The sequence below is a fragment of the Streptomyces sulphureus DSM 40104 genome, assembly GCF_000381025.1.
GTDB lineage: Bacteria > Actinomycetota > Actinomycetes > Streptomycetales > Streptomycetaceae > Streptomyces > Streptomyces sulphureus.
On the sequence record NZ_KB905815.1, the window covers coordinates 824,531 to 848,376 of the forward strand.

24 protein-coding genes and 1 pseudogene are annotated in these 23,846 nt (G+C 71.6%); 14 read left to right on the forward strand and 11 right to left on the reverse strand.

The features are described 5' to 3' along the window. Positions 1-24: 24 nt before the first annotated feature. Entirely contained in the window at positions 25-456 is a 432-nt protein-coding gene (locus F603_RS0111695; RefSeq protein ID WP_019546200.1) for an ATP-binding protein, read from the reverse strand. A gap of 50 nt (positions 457-506) precedes the next feature. Between F603_RS0111695 and F603_RS34015 the strand changes: the two are divergent. Further along, positions 507-674, forward strand: a pseudogene (locus tag F603_RS34015) (DUF397 domain-containing protein); the annotation flags it as partial. Positions 675-1,183: 509 nt separating this feature from the next. Further along, entirely contained in the window at positions 1,184-1,807 is a 624-nt protein-coding gene (locus F603_RS0111700; RefSeq protein WP_158678635.1) for a hypothetical protein, read from the forward strand. 226 nt (positions 1,808-2,033) lie between these two features. Here F603_RS0111700 and F603_RS0111710 read toward each other — a convergent pair whose 3' ends face one another. Beyond that, positions 2,034-3,416: a glycine--tRNA ligase gene (locus F603_RS0111710; RefSeq protein ID WP_016910576.1), complete on the reverse strand. Its 1,383-nt coding sequence runs from the start codon at positions 3,414-3,416 to the stop codon at positions 2,034-2,036. A 318-nt stretch (positions 3,417-3,734) separates the two neighbouring features. On the opposite strand from F603_RS0111710, the gene F603_RS0111715 reads away from it, so the two are divergent. From F603_RS0111715 to F603_RS0111730, 4 genes are all read left to right on the forward strand, one after another. Then, positions 3,735-4,730: a metal ABC transporter substrate-binding protein gene (locus F603_RS0111715; RefSeq protein ID WP_019546203.1), complete on the forward strand. Its 996-nt coding sequence runs from the start codon at positions 3,735-3,737 to the stop codon at positions 4,728-4,730. 77 nt (positions 4,731-4,807) lie between these two features. Next, positions 4,808-5,632, forward strand: a complete 825-nt coding sequence (locus F603_RS0111720; RefSeq protein ID WP_019546204.1) for a metal ABC transporter ATP-binding protein — start codon at positions 4,808-4,810, stop codon at positions 5,630-5,632. Then, a complete protein-coding gene (locus F603_RS0111725; RefSeq protein WP_019546205.1) occupies positions 5,629-6,525 on the forward strand; it encodes a metal ABC transporter permease in 897 nt (298 codons plus the stop codon). The genes F603_RS0111720 and F603_RS0111725 overlap by 4 nt, the downstream gene beginning before the upstream one ends. 152 nt (positions 6,526-6,677) lie before the next feature. After that, positions 6,678-7,091, forward strand: coding sequence for a Fur family transcriptional regulator (locus F603_RS0111730; RefSeq protein ID WP_019546206.1), 414 nt, complete (start codon positions 6,678-6,680; stop codon positions 7,089-7,091). 58 nt (positions 7,092-7,149) lie between these two features. Here the strand turns inward: F603_RS0111730 and F603_RS0111735 are convergent, their stop codons facing one another. The 6 genes from F603_RS0111735 to F603_RS0111760 all read right to left on the reverse strand — a co-directional run bounded on the left by F603_RS0111735 (position 7,150) and on the right by F603_RS0111760 (position 12,785). Continuing rightward, positions 7,150-8,010 (reverse strand): isoprenyl transferase, encoded by an 861-nt coding sequence (locus F603_RS0111735; RefSeq protein ID WP_026328339.1) that lies wholly within the window; start codon positions 8,008-8,010, stop codon positions 7,150-7,152. A gap of 82 nt (positions 8,011-8,092) precedes the next feature. After that, positions 8,093-8,851: a DNA repair protein RecO gene (gene recO / locus F603_RS0111740; protein WP_019546208.1), complete on the reverse strand. Its 759-nt coding sequence runs from the start codon at positions 8,849-8,851 to the stop codon at positions 8,093-8,095. 52 nt (positions 8,852-8,903) lie between these two features. Then, positions 8,904-9,560, reverse strand: a complete 657-nt coding sequence (locus tag F603_RS0111745) for a TerB family tellurite resistance protein (RefSeq protein WP_019546209.1) — start codon at positions 9,558-9,560, stop codon at positions 8,904-8,906. A 162-nt stretch (positions 9,561-9,722) separates the two neighbouring features. Then, entirely contained in the window at positions 9,723-11,513 is a 1,791-nt protein-coding gene (leuA, locus tag F603_RS0111750) for a 2-isopropylmalate synthase (RefSeq protein ID WP_019546210.1), read from the reverse strand. A gap of 319 nt (positions 11,514-11,832) precedes the next feature. Beyond that, on the reverse strand, positions 11,833-11,955 hold the full coding sequence (locus F603_RS36225) for a hypothetical protein (protein WP_281168883.1): 123 nt from the start codon (positions 11,953-11,955) through the stop codon (positions 11,833-11,835). Then, positions 11,952-12,785 carry an HAD family acid phosphatase gene (locus F603_RS0111760; RefSeq protein ID WP_019546212.1) on the reverse strand — a complete coding sequence of 278 codons (834 nt, stop codon included), beginning with the start codon at positions 12,783-12,785 and terminating at the stop codon, positions 11,952-11,954. Before F603_RS0111760 ends, F603_RS36225 begins: the two co-directional genes overlap by 4 nt. A gap of 409 nt (positions 12,786-13,194) precedes the next feature. Between F603_RS0111760 and F603_RS35550 the strand changes: the two genes are divergently transcribed. Continuing rightward, on the forward strand, positions 13,195-13,356 hold the full coding sequence (locus F603_RS35550; RefSeq protein ID WP_019546213.1) for a hypothetical protein: 162 nt from the start codon (positions 13,195-13,197) through the stop codon (positions 13,354-13,356). Positions 13,357-13,592: 236 nt separating this feature from the next. On the opposite strand, the gene F603_RS0111770 is transcribed toward F603_RS35550, so the two are convergent. Continuing rightward, positions 13,593-14,921, reverse strand: coding sequence for a family 4 glycosyl hydrolase (locus tag F603_RS0111770; RefSeq protein WP_026328340.1), 1,329 nt, complete (start codon positions 14,919-14,921; stop codon positions 13,593-13,595). Between the two features lie 186 nt (positions 14,922-15,107). On the opposite strand from F603_RS0111770, the gene F603_RS0111775 reads away from it, so the two are divergent. From F603_RS0111775 to F603_RS0111805, 7 genes are all read left to right on the forward strand, one after another. Then, entirely contained in the window at positions 15,108-16,247 is a 1,140-nt protein-coding gene (locus F603_RS0111775; protein ID WP_051096197.1) for a carbohydrate kinase family protein, read from the forward strand. A 174-nt stretch (positions 16,248-16,421) separates the two neighbouring features. After that, on the forward strand, positions 16,422-17,543 hold the full coding sequence (locus F603_RS31975) for a PhoH family protein (RefSeq protein WP_078503635.1): 1,122 nt from the start codon (positions 16,422-16,424) through the stop codon (positions 17,541-17,543). 5 nt (positions 17,544-17,548) lie between these two features. Then, positions 17,549-18,049 (forward strand): rRNA maturation RNase YbeY, encoded by a 501-nt coding sequence (ybeY, locus tag F603_RS0111785; protein WP_019546217.1) that lies wholly within the window; start codon positions 17,549-17,551, stop codon positions 18,047-18,049. Continuing rightward, a complete protein-coding gene (locus F603_RS0111790; protein WP_019546218.1) occupies positions 18,046-19,386 on the forward strand; it encodes a hemolysin family protein in 1,341 nt (446 codons plus the stop codon). The genes ybeY and F603_RS0111790 overlap by 4 nt, the downstream gene beginning before the upstream one ends. A gap of 58 nt (positions 19,387-19,444) precedes the next feature. Continuing rightward, the gene (locus F603_RS0111795) at positions 19,445-19,807 is read left to right on the forward strand and encodes a hypothetical protein (protein ID WP_019546219.1); all 363 of its coding nucleotides are present in this window, start codon (positions 19,445-19,447) and stop codon (positions 19,805-19,807) included. Between the two features lie 52 nt (positions 19,808-19,859). Further along, a complete protein-coding gene (era, locus tag F603_RS0111800) occupies positions 19,860-20,828 on the forward strand; it encodes a GTPase Era (protein ID WP_019546220.1) in 969 nt (322 codons plus the stop codon). Between the two features lie 41 nt (positions 20,829-20,869). Then, entirely contained in the window at positions 20,870-21,853 is a 984-nt protein-coding gene (locus F603_RS0111805; RefSeq protein ID WP_019546221.1) for a pyridoxal-phosphate dependent enzyme, read from the forward strand. A gap of 50 nt (positions 21,854-21,903) precedes the next feature. Here the strand turns inward: F603_RS0111805 and F603_RS0111810 are convergent, their stop codons facing one another. Together F603_RS0111810 and F603_RS0111815 are read right to left on the reverse strand one after the other, a co-directional pair. Then, positions 21,904-22,917: an adenosine deaminase gene (locus F603_RS0111810; RefSeq protein WP_019546222.1), complete on the reverse strand. Its 1,014-nt coding sequence runs from the start codon at positions 22,915-22,917 to the stop codon at positions 21,904-21,906. A gap of 20 nt (positions 22,918-22,937) precedes the next feature. Continuing rightward, positions 22,938-23,843, reverse strand: a complete 906-nt coding sequence (locus F603_RS0111815; RefSeq protein WP_026328343.1) for a ribonuclease Z — start codon at positions 23,841-23,843, stop codon at positions 22,938-22,940. Positions 23,844-23,846 lie beyond the last annotated feature (3 nt).

Genomic DNA, 23,846 nt, shown 5'->3' on the forward strand with positions numbered 1-23,846 from the left:
GCTCAGCGCGGAACATGGCCGCCCTTACGGAAGACTCACGTCCGCCCACACCGTCTTCCCCGGCCCCGTCCGCCCGCACACGCCCCACCGAGCCGCGAGCGCGTCCACGAGGAACAGCCCCCGCCCGTCCTCCGTTTCCGGGTTCGGGGTGCGGGGCGACGGAAGGGACTCGTGGGTATCGCTCACCTCGATGCGGACGACGCCCGCCGACTTCTGCCAGGAAAGCAGGAGTTCGAAGTCGCGTCCCGGTACGCGGCCGTGGACGGCCGCGTTGGTGGTGAGTTCGGCGACGAGGAGGACGGCGTTCTCGGAGAGCGGGGAGCCGTAGGAGATTCCCCAGGTGTCGAGCTGCCAGGCGGTCAAGTGGCGGGCGAGTCTGGCGCCGCGAGGGGTGGCGGAGAATTTCTGGGCGAACACCCTGGCGGTTTTGAGGGGTTGGGGTTGCGAAAGGTGCATGGGGCCAGAATTCGGCCGATCGCCGCCCCCACTACAGGCATAGCGGCGGTGACGGCGACAACTGCATAGAGGTCACCACCACGACCGAACTCGCAGTCGGTGTACGGGACTCGAAGAACGTCAATCGACTCCCCCTTCAGGTTTCCCGGCATGCCTGGACGGCTTTCACCACCCACCTCAGGGCAGCGTGTGCGGCTGGTGATTCTGCGTCCGGGTAGCGGAGGCCGTCCACAATCATCCTCAACGCCTTCCTCCGACTCGCCCCGTGCAGGAACCTCGCCCGCACGGTCCCCACATACTGAAAAGACCCCTAAGTCACAGAACTACCTGGACCAGCACGGAATCATCCGGCCGAGGTCTTGGCGGTCCGCCAGAGACTGGCCAGACCACCAATATCCCGACGCGGTCAGCTTCCGAGGCGTCGGGGGGGGATCGCCCTTCTGCCTCAACTCCGTTACAGGTCCCCGGGTTCGGTCTGTACCGCCGCGCGCCGATCTAATGTGCCGCCATGACTCCCTCCGCCGATGCGACTCCACGGCCGTCCGAGCCCGGGAACGGCGTTCCTACCGGAGCCGGGTCCGGGTCCGGAAAGGTGCCCTCCTCGCTGTCGCGGCGGCGCGAACGGCGACGGCGGTATACCGCGATCGCGAGCGCCGCCCTCGCCGTGATCGGCGTGGTCGGTTGGCAGCTATCGGTCATGGGGCCCAAGCCCGGCAGTCACGCGCCGATGGAGATATGCGCACTGAACGACACCACCCTGCGGGCCGACGTGGACGCCGACGGACATCAGGACAAGATCTACGACAGGACCCGTGAGGGCGACTCCTCGGTGGTCTTCGGAGGTGGCGGCACCGTCCGGGTCGAAGAGGCGCGCGGGCGCTGGCAGAAGTTCCGAGGCATGTGGTCCGACGACATGGAGACGCGCGGGACCTTCGGGGACTTCGACGGTGACGGGTACATCGATCTGGCCCTGTTCTACAGCCAGCACGACACCGGAGACTCACCGGAGGACAACATGATCACGCACGAGGTGCACTACGGACCGCTCGCGACGGACTTGAGCAGTGCCAGGACCGGCACCATCCGCATGCCGTACGGGTCGTTCGTGTCAGGGGTGCGGGCCACGGACGCGAACAACGACGGCCGCGCGGAACTCCACATCTTCCAGTCGACCGGGGACGGTACAGAGGGCCACTACGTAGGTCGTCAGGAGGGGGACGGCATATCGGCAGCGGTTTTCGACCAGGAGAGCGGTGGCTACACGACGGGGGAATGGCGCCGGCTGAAGCTCGGATGGCTCGATCTGGGAACGTGCCACGACGCTCCGAAGCCGAAGGCCACCGGCCGGTAGCCGGAGATCCACCCACTCCGGACACTCCCGCCCCCGCTGCGCCCGGGGCCGAGTGTTCCGTACAGAGGCCGGGGAGAAGCTGCACATCCCCGCGCCGCTCGGCTTCGAGTTCGACACCGCGGAATGCGGTGAACTCCCGGGAGCAGCACCGGAGTCGGGATAGCCCGGCAGTCACGGAACGCGCAACGAACAGGCCCGGCACCGGAGTGCCGGGCCGAGGCACCGCTTAGCAGCCCAGCAACCGGCTGCCGAGGTAGCCCTCGATCTGGTCGAGGGAGACGCGGTCCTGCTTCATGGTGTCGCGTTCGCGGACGGTGACGGCGTTGTCGTCGAGGGTGTCGAAGTCGACGGTGACGCAGAACGGGGTGCCGATCTCGTCCTGGCGGCGGTAGCGGCGGCCGATGGCGCCGGCGTCGTCGAAGTCGATGTTCCAGTGCTTGCGGAGGGTCTCGGCGAGGCCGCGGGCCTTCGGGGAGAGCTTCTCGTTGCGGGAGAGCGGGAGGACGGCGACCTTGACGGGCGAGAGGCGCGGGTCGAGGCGCATCACGGTGCGCTTCTCCAACTTGCCCTTGGCGTTGGGGGCTTCGTCCTCGATGTAGGCGTCGAGCATGAAGGCGAGCATGGCGCGGTTGACGCCGGCCGCCGGCTCGATGACGTACGGCGTCCAGCGCTCGCCTGCCTCCTGGTCGAAGAAGGAGAGGTCGTGTCCGGATGCCTGGGAGTGGGCCGTGAGGTCGAAGTCGGTGCGGTTGGCGAGCCCTTCGAGCTCACCGAACTCGCTGCCGCCGAAGTTGAACCGGTACTCGATGTCGGCGGTGCGCTTGGAGTAGTGCGAGAGCTTCTCCTGCGGGTGCTCGTACCACCGCATGTTCTCCTCGCGGAGGCCGAGGTCCCGGTACCAGGCCCAGCGCTGCTCCATCCAGTACTGGTGCCACTGCTCGTCCTCGCCCGGCTGGACGAAGAACTCCATCTCCATCTGCTCGAACTCGCGCGTGCGGAAGATGAAGTTGCCCGGCGTGATCTCGTTGCGGAAGGACTTGCCGAGCTGCGCGATGCCGAACGGAGGCTTCTTGCGCGAAGTCTGCTGCACCGCCGCGAAGTTGATGAAGATGCCCTGCGCCGTCTCGGGGCGCAGGTAGCTGAGGGAGCCCGAGTCCTGGGTGGGGCCGAGGTGGGTCGAGAGCAGACCCGAGAACTGCTTGGGCTCGGTGAAGCCGCCCTTGTTGCCGCAGTTGGGGCAGTTGATGTCGGCGAGGCCGTTCGCCGGCTCGCGCGAGTGCTTCGCCTCGTACGCCTCGACGAGGTGGTCGGCACGGAAGCGCTTGTGGCAAGAGGTGCACTCGGTGAGCGGGTCGGTGAAGGTGGAGACGTGGCCGGACGCCTGCCAGACCTCGGGGGCGAGGATCACCGACGAGTCGATACCGACGACATCGTCGCGCGAGGTGACCATGGAGCGCCACCACTGGCGCTTGATGTTCTCCTTGAGCTCCACGCCGAGCGGACCGTAGTCCCACGCGGCGCGCTGGCCGCCGTAGATCTCACTGCACGGGTAGACGAAGCCACGGCGCTTGCTCAGGCTGACGATGGTGTCGATCTTGTCGGCGGCCACGGTGCTCTCTTCATTAACGACGACGGAATGCCTCAGATTACTAACGAGCACGGGGTGCGGATCAAATCGGGGCGCCCCTCTTCGGCCGCCGGATCGGCGCCCGTGGCGGCGGTGTTGCGGCGCCGTCGCGGTGTGCCCTCCCGAGCGGTCCGCGCGACTGCGCGGCTCGTACCGACAGGGTCCCACACGGAGTCCGCGCCGCCGACCCACGACCATGTGCTCACGAATGCGCACGCTCTGAATTCCCTTGCGATACGCGGCGATCGGGGTCGATCCTCAAGTTGACAACCATTTCCAGTTGAGTTGAAAATGAGTGTCATGAACACTCGACGACGCCTCATACGCACGGGTGCCGCGGCCGCGGCCCTCAGTCTCGGCACCCTCTCCGCCACTGCCTGCGGGAACGATGCGGGCACCTCCGACGGCGGAAAGGTGGACGTCGTCGCCGCCTTCTATCCGATGGAGTACCTCGCCGAGCAGATCGGCGGCGAGCACGTCTCCGTACGCAACCTCACCAAGCCCGGCGCCGAGCCGCACGACCTCGAGCTGAGCCCCCGTGAGACGGGGCAGCTCAGCGAGGCCGACCTCGTCGTCTACCTCAAGGGGCTCCAGCCCGCCGTCGACGAGGCGGTCGAGCAGTCCGAGGTGGAGCACACCGCCGAGGCCACCTCTTTCACCACGCTCAAGGAGCACGGCAGCGACGTCCACGGTGAGGACGGCCACGACCACGGCGAAGAGGGCCACGACGAGCACGACCACGATCACGAGGGCCACGACCACGACCACGCCGACACCGGCGGCGACCCGCACGTCTGGCTCGACCCCGTCCGGTACGCGCAGATCGCCAAGGGCGTCGGCAAGAAGCTCGGCGAGGCCGACCCCGACCACAAGTCCACCTACGACCGGAAGGCCAAGGCCCTCGTCAAGCGTCTGGAGGCGCTCGACTCCCGGTTCGAGAGGGGGCTGAAGGAGCGCACCAGCGACACCTTCGTCACCACGCACGCCGCCTTCGGCTACCTCGCCGACCGCTACAAGCTCCACGAGGAGGCCGTCTCCGGCATCGACCCCGAATCCGAGCCGAGCGCCTCGCGGATGAAGGAGCTGCACGCCGTCGCGAAGGAGGACGACGTCAGCACCGTCTTCTTCGAGGACAATGCGAGCGACAAGACCGCACGTACCCTCGCGAACGACCTCGACCTCAAGACCGGCGTGCTCAGCCCGCTGGAGAGCGTCAAGAACCCCAAGAAGCAGGACTACTTCTCGGTGATGGAGCAGAACCTCTCCGCACTGCGCACCGCCCTCGGCGCGCGGTGACGACGCGTCCACGGACCGCGCCCGCCCGCGCCGCGCACCCGCCGTCACCCGCGGCACCGACCACCACGGAGGAAGCCATGGACGCAGAGCCGTCCCCGCACGCCGGCTCGCCCGAGCCGGCCCCGGAGCACGGCGGCCGGGGCACGCCGGAGGCGCCCCCGGTCATCTCGCTGCGCGGCGCGCACGCGGCGCTCGGCGCCAAGCCGGTGCTGCGCGGCGTCGACCTCACCGTGGGCGCAGGGGAGGTGGTGGCGCTGCTCGGCGCCAACGGTTCGGGGAAGTCCACCACCGTCAAGGCCGTGCTCGGGCAGGTGCCGCTCACCTCGGGCGAACTCGCGCTCTTCGAGACGCCGTTGGCCCGGTTCCGCGACTGGCGGCGCCTCGGCTACGTGCCGCAGCGCTCGACGGCGGCCGCCGGCGTCCCCGCGACCGTGCGCGAGGTCGTCCAGGCGGGCCGGCTCGCCCGCTCGCGGTTCCGGCCGCTGCGCAGGACCGACCGCGAGGCCGTCCACGAGGCCCTCGCGCTCGTCGGCCTCGCCGACCGCGCGGGCGATCCGGTGGAGGCGCTCTCCGGCGGACAGCACCAGCGCGTGCTCATCGCGCGGGCACTCGCCTCCCGACCCGAGCTGCTGGTGATGGACGAGCCGCTCGCCGGCGTCGACCTCGGCAGCCAGGAGGTGCTCGCCGAGGCGCTCCGCGACCAGGTGCGGCGCGGGCACTCGGTCCTCCTCGTCCTCCACGAACTCGGCCCTCTGGCGCCGCTGATCGACCGCGCCGTCGTGCTCCGCGACGGCCGCGTCGAGCGCGTCACGCGCCCCGAGCAGCTCCACGACCCCGCCTGCCACCACCCCGACGAGAAGGCCGGGGACGCACCGAGCATCGAGACGGGGCTGCTGTCGTGATCGAGATCCTGGAGTACAGCTTCATGCAGCGCGCGCTCCTCGCGGCGCTGCTGGTGGGCGTCGCGGCGCCGGCCGTCGGCATCTTCCTGGTGCAGCGGCGCCAGGCGATCATGGGCGACGGGATCGGCCATGTCGCGCTCACCGGCGTCGCGTTGGGGTTCCTGCTCTCCGCCAACCCGGTGTGGATGGCGGTCGCCGTCTCCTCGCTCGGCGCGATCGGCATGGAGCTGATCCGCTGGTACGGCAAGGCCCGCGGCGACTTGGCGCTGGCGATGCTCTTCTACGGCGGCATGGCGGGCGGCGTCCTCATCATCAACCTCGCGCCCGGTGGCTCGAACGCCAACCTCACGACGTACCTCTTCGGTTCGATCACCACCGTCGCCACCGCGGACATCGTCGCGATCGTGCTGCTCTCCGCGTTCGTCCTCGCGGTCTCGCTGGGGCTGCGGCGGCAGCTCTTCGCCGTCTGCCAGGACGAGGAGTTCGCACGCGTGACAGGGCTGCCGGTGCGCGCCCTCAACCTGCTCCTCGCCGTCACGGCGGCCGTCACCGTCACCGTGGCGATGCGGGTCGTGGGGCTGCTGCTGGTGAGCGCGCTGATGGTGATCCCGGTCGCGGCCGCGCAGCAGGTGACGCGGGGGTTCGCGGCGACGCTCGGGGCCTCCGTCGGACTCGGGGTGCTCGTCACCCTCTCGGGGACGACCGCCTCGTACTACATCGACGTCCCCCCGGGCGCCAGCATCGTCGTCCTCGCGATCGTGCTCTTCGGGGTGGTGACGGCGCTCGCCGCCCCTCTGGCACGGCGGCGTGCGAGGGCTGTCGCTCGGGCGGAGCGAGAAGGCACCCTGGAGGAGTCGGGCGAGGTCGCAGGGGATGCGGTGCGTGTGCGGTGAGTCCGTCTCCGTAGCGATGACCGCGGCGCGGCTGCACCTGGCACAATGACCACGCGACCCCGGGCCGCCGTCGGGCGCCCGGGCGCAGGCACGAGCCGGAGCCTCGGCATCCGACGGAACGAACGACCACCAGAGAGCAGAGGAGTCAGCGCGTGACCACCGCAGGTCCCCCCGTCCGCGGCCGGTCGACCCGGCAGCGCGCCGCGGTCTCGGCGGCGCTCGCCGAGGTCGAAGAGTTCCGCAGTGCCCAGGAGCTGCACGACATGCTCAGGCACCGCGGGGACTCGGTCGGCCTGACGACCGTCTACCGCACGCTCCAGTCCCTCGCCGACGCGGGCGAGGTCGACGTCCTCCGCACCGACGAGGGGGAGGCCGTCTACCGCAGGTGCCACAGCGACGACCATCACCACCACCTCGTCTGCCGGGTCTGCGGCAAGGCCGTTGAGGTCGAGGGGCCCGCGGTGGAGAAGTGGGCCGAGTCGATCGCGGCCGACCACGGGTTCGTCGACGTCGGGCACACCGTCGAGGTCTTCGGCACCTGCGGGGAGTGCGCCGCGCAGCGCTGAGGCGCCCGACCGCGCGGGACGGCCGCCGGGCGCACCCCGCCCGGCCGCGCTCGCCCCGTTACTCGCCGCTCTGCTGCTCCGCCGCGTCCTTGCCGCCGTCCGCCGCGGGCTCGTTGGGCATCGCGCCGCCGAAGCGGCGGTCCCGCTTGGCGAACTCCAGGCACGCTTCCCACAGGTTGCGCCGGTCGAAGTCCGGCCAGAGGACGTCCTGGTAGACCATCTCGGCGTAGGCGCTCTGCCAGATCAGGTAGTTGGAGGTGCGCTGCTCGCCCGAGGGCCGCAGGAAGAGGTCGACGTCGGGCATGTCGTCGTAGTACAGGTACCGGCCGAAGGTCTTCTCGCTTATCTTCGACGGGTCGAGGCGGCCGGCGCGCACGTCCTCGCCGATGCGCTGCGCGGCGTCGGCGATCTCGGCGCGGCCACCGTAGTTGACGCAGAAGTAGAGCGTCATCGCGTCGTTGTCCTTCGTCTGCTCCTGGGCGACCTGGAGCTCCTGGACGACCGACTTCCACAGCCGCGGCATCCGCCCCACCCAGCGGATGCGGATGCCGAGTTCGTCCATCTCGTCCCTGCGGCGGCGGATGACGTCCCGGTTGAAGTTCATCAGGAAGCGGACCTCCTCGGGGGAGCGCTTCCAGTTCTCGGTGGAGAAGGCGTAGAGCGAGAGGTTCTGCACGCCCATCTCCAGGCAGCCCTTGAGGACGTCCATGACGACGCCCTCGCCCCTCTTGTGCCCCTCGGTGCGCGGCAGCCCCCGCTCCTTCGCCCAGCGCCCGTTGCCGTCCATCACGACGGCGATGTGGCCGGGGACGAGCTCGGCCGGGATCTTCGGCGGACGTGCGCCCGAGGGGTGCGGCTCGGGGGTGGCGTAGGTACGCGTCTCGCGCTGCTGCCACGGCAGCACTCCGCGACGTGCCATGCGGATCTCAACTCCAAGTACCGGGGGCGTTACCGACCCGGGGCCGCTGCGCTCTGCGCGGGGCCGGGCGTTCGTCCGGACACTAGCCGGTCTGGCCCTCACGCACATATCTGAGCGAGCGCAGCCCCCGCTCCAGGTGCCAGTGCAGGTACGCCGAGACGAGCCCGGCGCCCTCGCGCACGTGGCGCCGCTCGGCGGCGTCGGCCGTCTCCCAGTCGCCGGTGAGCAGCGCTCCGAGGAGCCGCAGCGTCTCCGAGGACGGGACGACGCTGCCGGCCGGGCGGCAGTCGCCGCAGACGACGCCGCCCGAGGCGACGGAGAAGAAGCGGTTCGGGCCCGGGAGCCCGCACTTGGCGCAGTCGGCGAAGCTCGGTGCGTAGCCGGCCATCGCGAGGGAGCGCAGCAGGAAGGCGTCGAGACAGAGCCCCGGCGTGTGCTGCCCGGTGGAGAGTGTGCGCAGGCCGCCGACGAGCAGCAGATACTGCTGGACGTTGGGCTGGCCCTCCTGGAAGGTGAACCGCTCGGCGGTCTCCAGCATCGCCGTCCCCGCGGTGTAGCGGTCGTAGTCGGAGACGATGCCCTGGCCGTAGGCGCTGATCGTCTCCGTCTGGGTGCACAGCGGGAGGCCGCGGCCGACGAGTTCGCCGCCGCGCGCGAAGAACTGCACGTCGACGTGGCCGAAGGGCTCCAGCCGGGCGCCGAACTTCGACTTGGTCCGCCGCACTCCGCGCGCCACTGCGCGTACCCGGCCGTGACCGCGGGTGAGCAGGGTGATGATCCGGTCCGCCTCGCCCAGCTTCTGGGTACGCAGCACGATGCCGTCGTCGCGGAACAGAGTCATGGCGCCATTGTCGCCCACCCGTGCGGCGCGCGGGGCAGCGCCCGGGCGCCGCTCAGGACGGGGTGCGCGCCTGCGCCAGCAGGCGGTCGACGTCCTCGGCGCCGAGCTCCAGCAACCGCCCGGCGGCGGCGAGCACTTCGCGCTCACGGCCGGTGTAGGGGCCGTCGGCGAGGGCGATGCGGGCGCCGCCGAGGAGGAGGCTCTCGCGGCCGGGGACGGCGAGCTGGGAGGCGAGCGGGGCGAGCTTGTCGTGGAGCTCCAGCTCGGCCAGGACTTCGCGGCCGCTGTCCAACGCGCCGATGTGGGCGGTGAGTTGGTCCTCCGTGCACTCGGGGAAGCCGGCGGCGTGCACCACCTCGACGGCGGTCTCGCGGACGGAGCGGGCCTCGGCTCCGCCGGCCGCGAGCACCACGAGCGCGACCGTGTGCACCGCTTCGCTGAGCATCGCGGCGAGCCCGGCCGTCGTCGGGTGGTCGAGGGTGCCGGGCGCGAAGTGCCCGCGGCAGGCGGTGCATTCGACGACCGGGTCCTCGGCCCCGCGCGGCAGCACGGGAAGGCCGAGCAGCACGAGGCGCCGACGTCCGGTGCGGCGGCGGTAGTTGCGGTCGCCGCCGCAGTCGGGGCAGAAGAACTCCCCGTCGTCGACGGTGTGCCAGCGGGTGCGGACACCGCACGCCTTGTGGACTCGACGGTCACGTGACGGCCCCATTGCCGCACCTCCCTCACGTTTCGGCAACGTTGCCGAGTGGAGTGATGTTAACCACATGCGTGAGGCGGCGTCAGCACCCCGTACGGCACGAACCGGCGGCCGAAGGTCCCCGTGCGCCGGCGGACCGGGTGGCACCGCGTGCCGGTGCCACCCGGAAGTGCCCTAGCGCCGGGCCCTGTTGACGGCGGAGACGACGGCCTTGATCGAGGCACGCACGATGTTGGCGTCGATGCCGACGCCCCACAGCACCTTCTCCCCCGAGGCGCCGCCGACCGCGCACTCCACGTAGGCGGCGGCCTGCGCTCCGGCGCCCTCGCTCATGGTGTGCTCCACGTAGTCGAGGACGCGTACGTCGACGTCGATCCCGTGGAGCGCGTCGACGAAGGCGGCGAGCGGGCCGTTGCCCGTGCCGCTGAGTACCTGCTCCTCGCCGTCGACGACCGCCTCGATGGTGAGCGCGTCCTGCCCCTCGCTCGTCGTCGAGGTCTGCGCGCCGCGGAGCGCGATGCGGCCCCAGCTCTTGGCGGGCGTCGGCAGGTACTCGTCCTGGAAGACCTCCCAGATCTGCTCGCCCGTCACCTCGCCGCCCTGTGCGTCGGTGCGCTCCTGGATGGTCCGGGAGAACTCGACCTGCATCCGCCGCGGCAGGTCGAGGCTGTGCTCGCCCTTGAGGACGTAGGCGATCCCGCCCTTGCCCGACTGCGAGTTGACGCGGATCACGGCCTCGTACGTCCGGCCGACGTCCTTGGGGTCGATCGGCAGGTACGGGACGGTCCACTCGATCGCGTCGTCCGTGGTGTCCTGCTCGGCCGCGCGGATCTCGCGCGCCTCGAAGCCCTTCTTGATGGCGTCCTGGTGGGAGCCGGAGAAGGAGGTGTAGACGAGGTCGCCCGCGTAGGGGTGGCGCGGGTGGACCTCCATCTGGTTGCAGTACTCGTAGGTGCGGCGGACCTCGTCGATCTGCGAGAAGTCGATCATCGGGTCGACGCCCTGGCTGAAGAGGTTCATCCCCAGCGTCACCAGGTCGACGTTGCCGGTGCGCTCGCCCTGGCCGAAGAGGCAGCCCTCGACCCGGTCGACGCCCGCCATCATCGACAGCTCGGCCGCGGCGACGGCGGTGCCCCGGTCGTTGTGCGGGTGCGCGGAGAGGCAGACGAACTCGCGGTGCGAGAGGTTGCGGGACATCCACTCCATGCGGTCGGCGTACGTCGAGGGCGTCGAACGCTCCACGGTCGCCGGCAGGTTGAGGATGATCTCGCGGCCCTCCTCGGGCTGCCAGACCTCCATCACGGCCTCGCAGACCTCGTGCGCGAACTCCAGCTCGGTGTCGGTGAAGATCTCCGGGCTGTACTGGTAGCCGAAGACGGTCCGGTCGTCGAGGAGCTTCTCCGCGTACTCGGTCACCAGGCGGGTTCCGTCGACCGCGATCTGCCGGATCTCCTCCCTGCTGCTGCGGAAGACGACGTCGCGGAAGACGGGCGCGGTGGCGTTGTAGAGGTGGACGGTGGCGCGCCGGGCGCCGCGCAGCGACTCGACGGTGCGCTCGATCAGCTCCTCGCGCGCCTGGGTGAGGACGGAGATCGTCACGTCCTCCGGGATCGCGTCCTCCTCGATGATCGAGCGGACGAAGCCGAAGTCGGTCTGGCCCGACGCGGGGAAGCCGACCTCGATCTCCTTGTAGCCCATGCGCACCAGCAGGTCGAACATCGCGCGCTTGCGCTCGGGCGACATCGGGTCGATCAGCGCCTGGTTGCCGTCGCGCAGGTCGGTGCTGAGCCAGCGGGGGGCCGCGGTGACGCGGTTGCCGGGCCAGGTGCGGTCGGGGATGTCGATCGCCTCGTAGCGGCCGTACTTCTGGATCGGCATCCCGGAGGGGCGCTGCTTCACGGCGGAGGCGGTGATGGGGGTCCGGCGGCCGATGGCGGGGCGTTCGGCGGACTCGGAAGACGACATGGCGTGAGGCTCCTCGGCTGCGGGGCGCCCGTTGGCGCTGCTCCCGCGGATTGGCTTGGAGGGCCGACGGACAGCACCGAACTCCGCGGGGAGGGGGTCGACCGTTTACAGACCCTCGCCGCGGCAGCTAAGGAGGAGAAGCCCGAAGCGCATGATGCAAGCGAGCATAGTGCAGGGCCGGGGGCGCGTAAGGCCCCGTATCAGCATGCGGAACGCCGTCCCGTGCATCCGCCACGCATCGGCCGCCCTGTGGCGGGCCCTGCCTGCGGCCCGTACCCACCGCTCTGACCTGCACGGATGCGCCCGTGCCCGGCCGGGATCAGGCGCAGTGCGCGGCGCCGCCCGACGTGAGCACCGCCACATCGCCGCGGCGGCGCTCGAAGCGGAACGCCGGGTGCCCCGCCGCGGGCGACGGGCGCCGGCGGCGGGGCGTCCCGCTCACGGCAGGTAGTACATGGGGTTCGGCAGCTTCACCGAGCGCGCCGCGTGCCCGCCCTTCAGGTCGCTGTACTGGTCACCGAAGTTGGCGAGGATCTCGTAGCCCTGGTCCTCGATGTGGGCACGCGTCCCCGACTTGTACTCGACGGTGTTGCACTCCGTGCCGCACTCCAGGTACGGAGGCGGGTTCTCGGCGTCCTTGAGGTAGAAGTGCTCGCGGTCGACGGGGTTCTCGAAGCCGACGTTCTTGAGGTTGCGGACGCTCCAGTCGCGCTCGTACTCCTTGCGGCCGGTGAGGAAGAAGACCGTGACACCCTTTTTGTGGGCCCAGTTGACGAGGTGCTTCATCCCGAAGACCGGGTCCATGTCGGTGGTGCGGAGGTACTCGTCCTGTTCCTCCTGGGAGAAGTTGTAGCCGATCCGCCGCTCGAAGTTGTAGGTGAGCAGGACGGTGTCGTCGACGTCGAGGACGACGGCGGGCTTCTTCCCCTTGCCGTGGCGGGAGTCGCGGTCCTTCAGGTCCCGCGCCAGGTCGTGCTTGGCCTTCGCCGCGAGGGCGCGGACCTCCTTGGCGTAGTTCCCCTCGGGGGAGGCGTAGTGCTCGCCGCCCTCCGTCTCGATGTCGCCGTAGTACGCCTCGATCTTCTCCTTCACCTGATCGAGGTTGGGGATCTCCTCTCCGGTCCTGGGCACCGAGTGCTCGGCGGTCGCCTGGCCGATGCCGAAGAGCGCCGAGCCGGCCACGGCGAGCGCGGCGGTGGTCGCGGCGATGCGGAGGCGGCGCCTGCGGGGGGCCGCCGGGGCGTCGGACGGGCGGGATGAACGGCGGAGCATGCGCGCAACTCCTTGATGTGTGGGGAGAGTTGAAGGCGGTGCGGGGAGATGGGACCCCGCGGTTTCTACGCGCGCAGATTCAACCACGGGCCCCGAGCCGTGGGAACACTCCGCCGCGCACCGCATTTCCGGCGCACCGACCGGTGTTCACCTCCGCGACCCGCCTCCACCGTTGTGCACGCGGAGACCACGGCGGACGGCGCCGGGCACCGGCACGCCGCCCCTCGCGAAAGGAGCCGCACCACGGACCGCCTCACGATCGAGGAAGTCCGCCTCACCCCGTTCCTCGACCCCCAGGGCCTCCACCAGCCCTGCCCGCCGCGGCTCGTCGTCGAAGTCCGCACCACGGGCGGGCACTCGAGCGTCGGCGAGACGTACGGGAATCAAGCACCTGGCCACGGCAAGGGAGTTGGCGGAACGGCTGCCGGGCCGCAGCGTCGGAGACGCGAACACACTCCTCGCCATCGTCGACGAACTCCCCGTGCCGGACGCCGGGTTGAGCGACCCAGTCGGCGTCGGCGGCCTGCGCGGGGTGCAGACGTCGGAGAAGCTCCGGCTCTCGGTCGCCTAGCTCCGGCCTAGCTCCGCGTCGCAAGCGAGCAGAGCGAGGACGTCCTCACCACACGCGTCTCCCTCACCTCAGGCGGGCCCGGGTGAGCGACGCACCGGAGCTCCGCGTCGCCCTCGACCGGGACGCACTCGCCCGCCTCGCGCCGGCGCGTGGACGACGGCCGCCCGCAGGAACCGCGACGACGCGGCGCCTCGTGCCCGGTTGGAACACCCCCGCCGTCCCCCGCTGGTGCGCCGTCACCAGCCGACGCGCTCCAGAATGCGCGCGGCGGCGGCCGGCGAGTCCACGAGCGGATGGAGGCCGAGCGCACGCAGTGCGAGCTGCCGCGACGACGTCAACGCAGCCTCGACGGTGGCGAGTTCGACCTCCTTGACCTGCGCGACGAGCCCCTGCTGAGCCCCGTCGAGCGTCGCGGCCCCCAGCGGGCGAGGACCGTCCGCACCGACCTCGCAGACGGTCTCGACGATCGCCCCGTCCGCGAGCGCGGGCACCGCACCGCGGTTGGGCACGTTGAGCACCAGCCGCGCCGGCCGCCCGCCGGAGAGAGCGCGCATCAGCGCCATGGCCACCGCGTCGTACCCGCCGCCTTCGAGGTCGCAGGTGTCGCGTTGCCAACCGCCGCCCGCGGCACGGCTGTCGGCGAGGTAGGTCTCCTCGCGCTGCTGCCGCGTCGCCTCCCACCGGCGGAGCGCCTCGTGCGGTGGGGCGTCCGCGGCGCCGTCGAAGAACTCGCCCTGCTGGCGCCTGAGGAACTCGCCGCGGGTCTCCCCTGCGGTCTGCACCGAACGGAGCGTCTCGCGGCGGAAGTAGTAGTAGTGGAGGTACTCGTTGGGCAGCGCGCCGAGGGCCGCGAGCCACTGGGCACCGAAGAGCCTGCCCTCCTCGAAGGAGGCCAGCGCCGCGGGGTCGGAGAGCAGCGTGGGAAGCAGCTCACCGCGCTCCGGATCGCGCAACGAGCCCAGCCAGCCGAGGTGGTTGAGGCCGGTGTACGCGTACTCGACGCCGTCCGGGTCCGCGCCGACCGCCCGTGCGGCGCGGCGCACAAGGCCGACGGGCGAGTCGCAGATGCCGATCACCCGCTCCCCCAGCACGCGCGCCATCGCCTCGGTGACGATCCCGGCCGGGTTGGTGAAATTGATGACCCACGCCCCCGGCGCCACCGCACGCACCCGCTCCGCGATCCCGACCGCGACCGGCACCGTCCGCAGCCCGTAGAGCACGCCGCCGGCGCCCACCGTCTCCTGCCCGAGCACCCCTTCGGCGAGCGGCACCCGCTCGTCCTGCACCCGCCCCTCGGTGCCGCCGACGCGGATCGCGGAGAAGACGAAGTCCGCGCCGCGCAGCGCGCCGTCCAACTCCCGCTCCACCCGCACCGCAGGCGTCTCGGGGACCCCCTCGGCCTGCGCGGCGAGGATCGACTCGACGACACCGAGGCGCGCCGAGTCGGTGTCGTACAGCACGAGTTCGGTGATCCGGGGCGCCGCTCCCGAGCGCGCGTCGGCGAGCAGCGCCGCGTGGACCAGCGGGACGCGGAAGCCGCCCCCGCCGAGAATCGTCAACCTCACGGGCGCGAACGTACCACCGCGCGGGGGCGTATCCCGGGCCGCGCCGGTTACGTTGGGCAGGACGGCCGCCCCGCGAGGGCGGTCCGGCGTACCCTCGGCGTCCCGCGCCCCGCGCGGGCACACCAAGGCGAGACGGAGAGCGAGGCGGGCACGGTGAGCACCCCGGCAGCAGGCGGCGAGACGACGCTGCGGAGCACGCTCCGCGCGGCACCCCAGCGCGGCCCCGAACGCTGCCGCGGCTTCGATCCGCTCGCCGCCGTGCGCGACGAGTCGGCCCCCGCCTGGGACGTCTACGTCACCGGCACCGTCTTCCTCGACATCGTCTTCACGGGGCTGGACTCGGCGCCCGTCTGCGGCACCGAGTCCTGGGCGCGCGGCATGGGTTCGAGCCCGGGCGGCATCGCCAACATGGCGACCGCGCTCGCCCGCCTCGGCCTGCGCACCTCCCTCGCCGCCGCCTTCGGCGACGACATGTACGGCGACCACTGCCGCGACGTCCTGGAACACAGCGAGGGCATCGACCTCGCCCTCTCGCACACCGTCCCCGGCTGGCACTCCCCCGTGACCGTCTCCATGGCGTACGACGGCGAGCGGACGATGGTCTCGCACGGCCACGAGGCCCCCGCGAAGGAGGCGAGCGCCTACGACCCGGACGCGCCCCCGTGCCCGCCCCCGGCGCGCGCCTGCGTCGCCTCGCTGGTCCCCGGGCGCCCGCAGGAGTGGATCGCGACAGCCGCCCGCTCGGGCAGCCTCGTCTTCGCCGACGTCGGCTGGGACGAGACCGGCGCCTGGAGCCTGCGCGCCCTCGCGGACCTGGAGCACTGCGAGGCGTTCCTCCCCAACGCCGCCGAGGCCGTCCGCTACACGGGCAAGGACGACCCGCGCGCGGCGGCGCACGCCCTCTCCGAGTACGTACCGCTCGCGGTCGTCACGCTCGGCAGGGAGGGCGCCTACGCCGTCGACGGGCGCACGGGCGAGTCGGCCGACGTGCCGGGCGTCGACGTGGAGGCGCTCGACACCACGGGCGCGGGGGACGTCTTCGTCGCCGGGTTCGTCACGGGCAGCCTCGCCGGCTGGCCGCTGCGCGACCGCCTCGCCTTCGCCGCGCTGACGTCGGCGCTCTCCGTCCAGGAGTTCGGCGGCTCCCTCTCGGCCCCTGGCTGGCCGGAGATCGCCGCCTGGTGGCGCCGCCGCCGCACCGAGTGCGACAAGACCGACCTCGGCCGGCACCGCTTCCTCGACGCGGTGCTCACCGCCGGCGCACCCGCGCGCCCGCTTCGGCGGGCGGTGCCGACGCTGGGTCTCCGCGGCGGGGACGAGGGATGAGGGTGTCTCCGGCAGCCGCGCCTCCCGTGACCGGTACGACCGGAGCCGCGGGATGTGGAAATGCCTTTCTTGCCGTGTCGGCACGCGGCGTACCCTTGGTGGCCGAGAGTTCGACCGGCCGGTCGCGCGACAGCCGCAGGACAAGAGAGGGATGAGCTGGCCCCCGGGCCGCCCATGACACAGACATCACCCAGGCAAGCAGGGTCCGAGCAGGCGAGGGCCCACTTCACCGTGCCGCCCAAGCACCCGATGGTAAGCGTGCTCGGCTCAGGTGACGCACTGCTCCGCGTGATCGAGGACGCGTTCCCCGCCACCGATATCCACGTCCGCGGAAACGAGATCACGGCCACGGGCGACCCGGACGAAGTCGCCCTCGTCCAGCGCCTCTTCGACGAGATGATGCTCGTCCTGCGCACGGGCCAGCCGATGACCGAGGACGCCGTGGAACGCTCGATCGCGATGCTCCGCGGCGGCAAAGACGGCGAAGCGCCGGCGGAGGAGTCCCCCGCCGAGGTGCTCACCCAGAACATCCTCTCCAGCCGCGGCCGCACCATCCGCCCGAAGACGCTCAATCAGAAGCGGTACGTCGACGCCATCGACACGCACACGGTCGTCTTCGGCATCGGCCCCGCCGGCACGGGCAAGACCTACCTCGCCATGGCGAAGGCCGTGCAGGCTCTCCAGTCGAAGCAGGTCACGCGGATCATCCTCACCCGCCCCGCGGTCGAGGCCGGCGAGCGCCTCGGCTTCCTTCCCGGCACCCTCTACGAGAAGATCGACCCGTACCTGCGCCCCCTGTACGACGCGCTCCACGACATGCTCGACCCGGATTCCATCCCCCGCCTGATGGCCGCCGGCACGATCGAGGTGGCGCCGCTCGCGTACATGCGCGGTCGCACCCTCAATGACGCGTTCATCATTCTCGACGAGGCGCAGAACACCAACCCCGAGCAGATGAAGATGTTCCTCACCCGCCTCGGGTTCGACTCCAAGATCGTCGTCACCGGCGACGTCACCCAGGTCGACCTCCCCGGCGGCACCAAGAGCGGCCTCCGCCAGGTGCAGGAGATCCTCGGCAACGTCGAGGGTGTCCACTTCTCCGAACTCTCCAGCACCGACGTGGTCCGCCACAAGCTCGTCGGCCGGATTGTCGACGCCTACGACCGCTACGACCACCGCGCCGAGGAGGCCCGCCGCAGCGAGCCGGCCGAGCACCCGGGCGAGCATCCGCCCGCCGGGCCCGCGCGCGGCAGCGGCGGCTCCGGTTCGGGCAAGGGACAGAGGAAGCAGCCGTAAAGCCCATGTCGATCGACGTCAACAACGAGTCCGGCACCGCCGTCGACGAGCAGGCGCTCCTCGACCTCACCCGCTACGCGCTCGCCCGGATGCGCATCCACCCCCTCTCCGAGCTCTCGGTGATCGTCGTGGACGCGGCCGCGATGGAGCAGCTCCACCTCCAGTGGATGGACCTCCCTGGGCCGACCGACGTGATGTCCTTCCCCATGGACGAACTCCGCCCGCCCACACGGGACGAGGAGGACCCGCCGCAGGGCCTCCTCGGGGACATCGTCCTCTGCCCCGAGGTCGCCGAGCGGCAGGGCGCCGAGGCGCCCACCGGCCACTCGATGGACGAGGAACTCCAACTCCTCACCGTCCACGGGGTGTTGCACCTCCTCGGGTACGACCACGAGGAGCCCGCCGAGCAGGCCGAGATGTTCGGCCTCCAAGCCGCGATCGTCGACGGCTGGCGTGCCGAGCAGGGCCTCACGGGCCCCTCCCCCGCGCCGACCACGACCTCGTGAGCGCCTCCGTGCTCGCGGCGGCGGTCCTCCTGGTGATCGTCGCCTGGCTCGCCGCCTGCGCCGAGGCAGGGCTGGCGCGGACCACAGGCTTCCGCGCCGACGAGGCCGTCCGGCAGGGCCGCGGCGGCAGCGAGCGCCTCGCCGCCGTCGCCGCCGACCCCGTGCGCTACCTCAACCTCGCGCTGCTCCTCCGCGTCGCCTGCGAGACGGCGGCGTGCGCCGTGGTGACCTACGGCTGCCTCCAGTACTTCGAGGAGAGCTGGCAGGCGCTCACCGTCGCCATCGTGGTGATGCTCCTCGTCTCGTACGTCGCCATCGGGGTCTCGCCCCGCACCATCGGCCGCCAGCACCCGCTCGGCACCGCCACCCTCGCCTCCTACGTACTGCTGCCGCTCGCCCGCATCCTCGGCCCGCTGACGCAACTGCTGATCCTCCTCGGCAACGCCTTCACCCCCGGAAAAGGCTTCCGCCAGGGCCCGTTCGCGAGCGAGGCCGAGCTGCGCGCCATGGTCGACCTCGCCGAGCAGGAGTCGCTGATCGAGGCGGACGAGCGGAAGATGGTGCACTCCGTCTTCCAGCTCGGCGACACCCTGGTGCGCGAGGTGATGGTGCCGCGTACGGACCTCGTCACCATCGAGCGGTTCAAGTCGATCAGGCAGGCGCTGACGCTGGCGCTGCGCTCGGGGTTCTCGCGCATCCCCGTCGTCGGCGAGAACGAGGACGACGTCCTCGGCGTCGTCTACCTCAAGGACCTCTCGCGCCGGGTCCACATCAACCGGGACTCCGAGTCGGAGCAGGTCTCCACCGTCATGCGCCCCGCGACCTTCGTTCCCGACACGAAGAACGCGGGCGAGCTCCTCCGCGAGATGCAGCGGGACCGCACCCATGTCGCGGTCGTCGTCGACGAGTACGGCGGCACCGCGGGCGTCGTCACGATCGAGGACATCCTGGAGGAGATCGTCGGCGAGATCACCGACGAGTACGACCGGGAGCTGCCTCCCGTCGAGGACCTCGGCGACGGCAGCCACCGCGTCACGGCCCGCCTCGACATCGGCGATCTGGAAGAGCTCTACGGCCTCACCGGTCTCGACACCGAGGACGTGGAGACCGTCGGCGGGCTACTGGCAAAGGAGTTGGGGCGCGTGCCGATCGCCGGGGCCGGCACCGTCGTCGACGTCTCGGAGGACCGCTCGGACCCGGAGCTGACGGGGCTCCGCCTGACGGCCGAGTCGCCCGCGGGACGCCGCAACCGGATCATGACGGTCCTCGTCGAACCGGTGCGGGAGGCCGAGCCGGCCGTCCTCGACCAAGGTGCCGACACGGAGCACCCCGCCTGACGCTCTCCCGCCGACGGGTCCGCGGCCCCGGACAGCCGGCGGGCGGAAGCCGGCGCATATGCTCGTCCCCATGAGCGAGCAGGAGCTGGACGCCGAAGACCGCAAGATCGTCACCCTCGCCCGCAGCACCCGGGCGCGCAACGGCGTGCCCGAGGGCGCGGCCGTCCGCGACGAGACGGGACGCACCTACGTCGCGGGGACGGTCGCCCTCCCCTCGCTCCAACTCTCCGCCCTCCGCACCGCGGTGGCGACGGCGGTCGCTTCGGGCGCCGAGTCCCTGGAGGCCGCCGCGGTCGTGACCGAGGCCGTCGAGCCGCACCCCGACGACCTCGCCGCCGTCCGCGACCTCGGCGGCGCCGCGACCCCCGTCCTGCTCGCGGGGCCCGACGGGCAGCTCCGCACCTCGGTGACCGCCGGCTGAGGCGAAGGGCAGCCGCCGCCCGCGGTCCGGGCACCCGCGACGATCAGCGACAATGGGGCACATGAACGCATCCTCCGTCGCCCCAGAGGCCGCAGGCGCCTCCGAGGCCCCGTACCGCTCGGGCTTCGCCTGCTTTGTCGGCCGCCCCAACGCGGGCAAGTCCACGCTGACCAACGCTCTGGTGGGCACGAAGGTCGCGATCACTTCCAACCGCCCGCAGACCACCAGGCACACCGTCCGCGGCATCGTCCACCGCGACGACGGCCAGCTCATCCTCGTGGACACCCCTGGCCTCCACAAGCCGCGGACCCTTCTCGGCGAGCGCCTCAACGACGTCGTCCGCACCACGTGGGCGGAGGTCGACACGATCGGCTTCTGCCTGCCGGCCGACCAGAAGATCGGCCCGGGCGACCGCTACATCGCGACGGAACTGGCGCAACTGAAGCGGACGCCGAAGGTCGCGGTCGTCACCAAGTCGGACCTCGTCGGCTCCGAGGCGCTCGCCGCGCAGCTCCTCGCCGTCGAGAAGCTCGGTCGGGAGCTCGGTATCGAGTGGGCGGAGATCGTCCCCGTCTCCGCTGCCGGCGGCGAGCAGGTGGAGCTTCTCGCACAGCTCCTCCTCCAGCTCCTCCCCGAGGGCCCGCCGCTCTACCCGGACGGCGACCTCACCGACGAGCCGGAGCAGGTGATGGTCGGCGAGCTGATCCGCGAGGCCGCGCTGGAGGGCGTACGGGACGAACTGCCGCACTCCATCGCCGTGGTGGTCGAGGAGATGGTCCCGCGCGAGGGGCGTCCGGACGACAGGCCGCTGCTCGACGTGCACGCCAACATCTACATCGAGCGCCCCAGCCAGAAGGGGATCGTCATCGGCCCCAAAGGCAAGCGCCTCAAGGAGGTCGGCACCACTTCCCGGCAGCACATCGAGGCGCTGCTCGGCACGCCCGTCTACCTCGATCTGCACGTCAAGGTCGCCAAGGACTGGCAGCGGGACCCGCGCCAGCTCCGTAAGCTCGGCTTCTGAAACGAACGAACCCGCGCACGGGGCGAGTCGGGAGGACGACCTTGAGCGAGACGCCGATAACACTTGCACACGTCCAGGACGCCGCCGACCGGCTGGACGGCGCCGCGCACCGCACCCCCGTGCTCCGCTCCTCGCTGCTCGATGCGCTCACCGGCAGCGAAGTGCACCTGAAGGCCGAGAACTTCCAGCGCGTCGGCGCCTTCAAGTTCCGCGGCGCCTACAACGCGCTCGCGCAGCTCCCCGCCGAGCAGCTCGCACGCGGCGTAGCCGCCTACTCCTCCGGCAACCACGCGCAGGCGGTGGCGCTCGCAGCACGCGAGCTCGGCACCACCGCGCTCCTCGTGATGCCGGAGGACGCGCCGCCGACGAAGCTGGCGGCGACGGCGGCGTACGGCGCCGAGATCGTCACCTACGACCGCTACACCGAGAGCCGCGAGGAGATCGGCGCGAAGCTCGCGGCCGAGCGCGGGCTCACCGTCATCCCGCCGTACGACTACGCGCCCACGATGGCGGGCCAGGGCACGGTCGCACTCGAACTGCTGGAGCAGGCCGAGGGGTTGGAGGCGCTGCTGATCCCGGTCGGCGGGGGCGGCCTCGCCGCCGGGTGCGCCACGGTGGCCGCGGCGCTCGCTCCGCAGATGAGCGTCGTCGGCGTGGAGCCGGCCGCGGGCGACGACACGGCGCGCTCGCTGCGCGAGGGCGCCCGCGTCTCGATCCCCGTGCCCCGGACGATCGCCGACGGGCAGGGCGCGACGACGCCGGGCGAGCTGACCTTCGCCGTCAACCGGCGTCTTCTCGCCGGCGTCGAGACGGTCGGCGAGGACGAGATCCGGGCCGCGATGCGGTTCGCCTTCGAGGTGCTGAAGATCGTGCTGGAGCCGAGCGGCGCCACGGCGCTCGCCGCGCTCCTCTCCGGCCGCGTCCGGTTGCCGCGGCGCACCGGCGTCGTGCTCTCGGGCGGCAACATCGGGCTCGACAGGTTCGCCGAGGTGATGGCGGACGCGCCCGCACTGCCGCTGCCGTAGCGGTACGGGCGCCCAACCCCGCCGCGTACGGGAGGGGTTGGGCGACGGGCTCAGAACCGGAAGGCGTCCACCTCGGCGAGGTAGCGGGCCCGGCGCTCCTCGTCGTCGTCGAGGAAGGACGCGAGGAACGAGTTGCGCGCCAGCAGGCGGAGCTGCTCCTCGCCCAGGCCGAGCGCCTCGGCGCAGGCGGTGAAGTTGTCGGCCGCGTAGCCGCCGAAGTACGACGGGTCGTCGGAGTTGACGGTGGCGAGGAGCCCGGCGTCGAGCATCTGCGGGAGAGGGTGGTCGGCGAGGGTGTCGACGCCGCGGAGCCGGACGTTGGAGAGCGGGCAGACGGTGAGCGGGATCCGCTCCTCTGCGAGCCGCCGCACCAGCGCGGGGTCCTCCAGTGCGCGCCGCCCGTGGTCGATGCGCTCCACGCCGAGCTCGTCGAGCGCCTCCGCGACGTACGCGGCGGGGCCCTCCTCGCCCGCGTGCGCGACGCGGCGCAGGCCGAGTTCGGCGGCGCGGCGGTAGACGTCGCGGAAGGGGCCCGGCGGGTTGCCCGCCTCGGCCGAGTCGAGTCCGACGCCGGTGATGCGGTGCAGGTGGGGCTCGGCGGCCGTGAGCGTCTCGGCCGCGTCCTCGGGCGAGGAGTCGCGGAGGAAGCAGAGGATCAGCCGCGTCGAGATGCCGTACCGCTCCTCGGAGGTGTCGAGCGCGCGGCCGAGCCCCTCGATGACCGTGCCGATCGGGACTCCGCGCGAGGTGTGCGCCTGCGGGTCGAAGAAGATCTCCGCATGCCGCACGCCCTGTTCGGCCGAGCGCTCCAGGTACGCCTCGGCGAGGTCGGAGAAGTCCTGCTCGGTGCGGAGGACGTCCATGAGTGCGTAGTACAGCTCGAGGAAGGAGCCGAGGTCGGCGAAGTCGTACCGGCGGTGCAGCTCCTGGGGCGAGGAGTACGGCAGGGTGATGCCGTTCCGCTCGGCGAGGGCGAAGGCGGTGCCTGGTTCGAGGGTGCCCTCAATGTGGAGGTGGAGCTCCGCTTTGGGGAGGTGGCGGGCATCGGGTGGCGCTATGGGCATCCCGGCATGATACGCCCGTATCACCTGCGCTTCGGCACGGCGACCCTCGCAAGGTCCTCGGCGACCGTCAACTCCCCGTCGAAGCCGGCCTTCCGCGCCTGCCTGCCGAATTCCTGCGGGTCGGTGTACCGCTGCGAGAAGTGCGTCAGCACCAGGCTGCGCACCCCGCACTCGGCAGCGACCCGACCGGCCTGTCCCGCCGTGAGGTGGCCGAACTCGCGGGCGAGTGCGGCGTCCTCGTCGAGGAAGGTCGATTCGATGACGAGGAGGTCGGCGCCGTCGGCGAGGAGGAAGACCCCGTCGCAGAGCCGGGTGTCCATCACGAAGGCGAACCGCTGCCCGCGCCGCGGCGCCGAGACGTCCTCCAGCCGCACCCCGCGCAGTTCGCCCTCGCGCTGGAGCCGGCCCACATCGCTCCCGGCGATGCCGTGCGCGGCGAGCCGCTCGGGGAGCATCCGTCGCGCTTCGGGCTCGACGACGCGGTAGCCGTACGCCTCGACAGGGTGCGAGAGCCGCTCGGCCGTGAGCGTCAACTCGCCTGTGTGCGCCTGGACTCCGGCCTCGTCGACGGGGCGGCGGCGGAGGCGGACGCTCTCGCGGTAGGCGGTCGCGTACTGAAGCCGCTCGAAGTACTCCTCGCCCGAGGCGGGGTAATGGGCCGTCACCGGGTGCGGAACGCGGTCGAGGTTGATCCGCTGGATCACCCCGGCGAGGCCCAGCGAGTGGTCGCCGTGGAAGTGCGTCACGCACAGGCGCGTGAGGTCGTGCGCGGAGACGCCGGCGCGCATCATCTGGCGCTGGGTGCCCTCGCCCGGGTCGAAGAGGATGCCCTCGGCGTCCCAACGCAGCACGTAGCCGTTGTGGTTGCGGCGCCGCGTCGGGACCTGGCTGGCGGTGCCGAGCACCACCAGTTCACGTACGGACAACGC